General features: G+C 43.6%; 3 protein-coding genes. 2 read left to right on the forward strand and 1 reads right to left on the reverse strand.

Annotated features, from left to right (window positions below; genetic code table 11):
• Positions 1-82 precede the first annotated feature (82 nt).
• Positions 83-403 (reverse strand): hypothetical protein, encoded by a 321-nt coding sequence (locus R7Q48_RS24060; RefSeq protein ID WP_102137291.1) that lies wholly within the window; start codon positions 401-403, stop codon positions 83-85.
• 648 nt (positions 404-1,051) lie between these two features.
• Here R7Q48_RS24060 and R7Q48_RS24065 point away from each other — a divergent pair.
• Both R7Q48_RS24065 and R7Q48_RS24070 read left to right on the forward strand, forming a co-directional pair.
• A complete protein-coding gene (locus tag R7Q48_RS24065) occupies positions 1,052-1,279 on the forward strand; it encodes a hypothetical protein (protein ID WP_225452192.1) in 228 nt (75 codons plus the stop codon).
• Between the two features lie 43 nt (positions 1,280-1,322).
• Positions 1,323-1,544, forward strand: a 222-nt coding sequence (locus R7Q48_RS24070; RefSeq protein WP_318132584.1) for a type II toxin-antitoxin system ParD family antitoxin, incomplete at its 3' end; no start/stop codon positions are given.

A 1,544-nucleotide genomic window follows, 5' to 3' on the forward strand; every position in this document is an offset into this window, starting at 1 on the left:
CACCGATTCTATGGCATTACCTTTCCCCTGCATTTCTTTCATGACAGAAGCGGCTTGTTTTTCTGATTTTGCGAAGTGCCCTTTAGCCATTGCGTGTTACTCCGATGGAATGGATATATCGGAGGATGGTACTGCGAGCTGCATATTGCTTGTGTTCAGTTTGGAGGTGCAGAGCAATCAGTTCTAAAGATGCGCCATGCTTGTACATTTTGGCGATTTCAGAACGGAACGGTTCAAGTTTAGAGGTGCGTTTCTTATAGTTTTTGCCTTTGCGTAAAGCACGGGTCTTTTTTGCAGCTTCGGTCGCTGCTACTGGATCAAAGCTCATAAAAATCTCGATGTGGGCGTAAGAACTAGCTAAATATTTTCGTAAAAATATCCAGACGGCATTGCCGTTCGCCAATTTTGCTTTTTTTCGTATAGCAAGGCCGACTGTTCACACCTTTTCACGTTCACTTTCCGCCAGTGAAGTGCGTACTGATTTTTGTGTTTCGCTGCTTTGAGAAGCACCGTTGGTATCAGTAATTAAAACCAACGTGTACGGTGTTAACTAGGCCGTACTCCCCTGAGGCAAAATCATTTTTTAGTTCTCTGACTAAGCGCGGATTTGATTTTCGCAGACCAAACCAAGGAGGTTGTAGAGGTCAGGTTCCTGCATAAGCAGCAGTGGGCTATGGAAATTCCATTGTGACATTTTCACGTTTTATCTGCAATATTGTTTTGTTGCAGGCTTTTTGTTGCGTGAAATTATATAAAAGCTTATTAAAGCTCGCGCTATGTAGAATTTTTAAATTCTACATAGCGCGAGTAGGCTCGCGAAATTTGCGAAAAGTACCGCCTGAATTGCGTAGCAACAGGGCGGTGCTTTGAGTGAATTTGACGGGGTTAGGGGCAGTAGCCCCTCACGAACTGACGCGCTGCGCTTGTCGCATCACTAGCCCAAGATAAACTGCAAGTTTATCCTGGGCCGGTGATGTGCATTTTGAACGCTAGGCGTTTTTGAGCTGCATGATCAAGAGCCAAACTTAGGAAACAAAACGCTGATGGTAAGGTGGATAAAAGAATCTATGAGAAAGAGGCTGTTATGTTTATTCGAGTTATTTTTACAGCATTATCATTTTGCGCTGTTTTCATTGTGGTGAGTGACAACATACCGGGTTGGGGGAATGCTTTGGGGTGGAGTTACATCTTGGGTATGTTGGCTCTGGGGGTAATAACATTGAAAGCCGAACAGCTCATGGCATGGTGTGATAAGCAATTAGCGAAAAAGAGAAAATGAAGAGGTATACTAGGTGTGTTAATAATTAACACATGGTGATTTTATGGCTAGAACAACAAGCGTCACAATCGGAGAATCTCTTGATTGTTTTATCGAAAGAATGATCGCAACAGGTCGTTATGGCTCAACAAGTGAAGTGATGAGAAGTGCATTGCGACTACTCGAACAACAAGAGAATCAACAAGACTTACTGCGAAAAGCGCTCGATGAGGGTGAGGCGAGCGGAGAGTGTTCCTTGTCATTAAAAGAAGTGGCAGCAAGAAGA

Source organism: Vibrio sp. 378 (assembly GCF_033339435.1).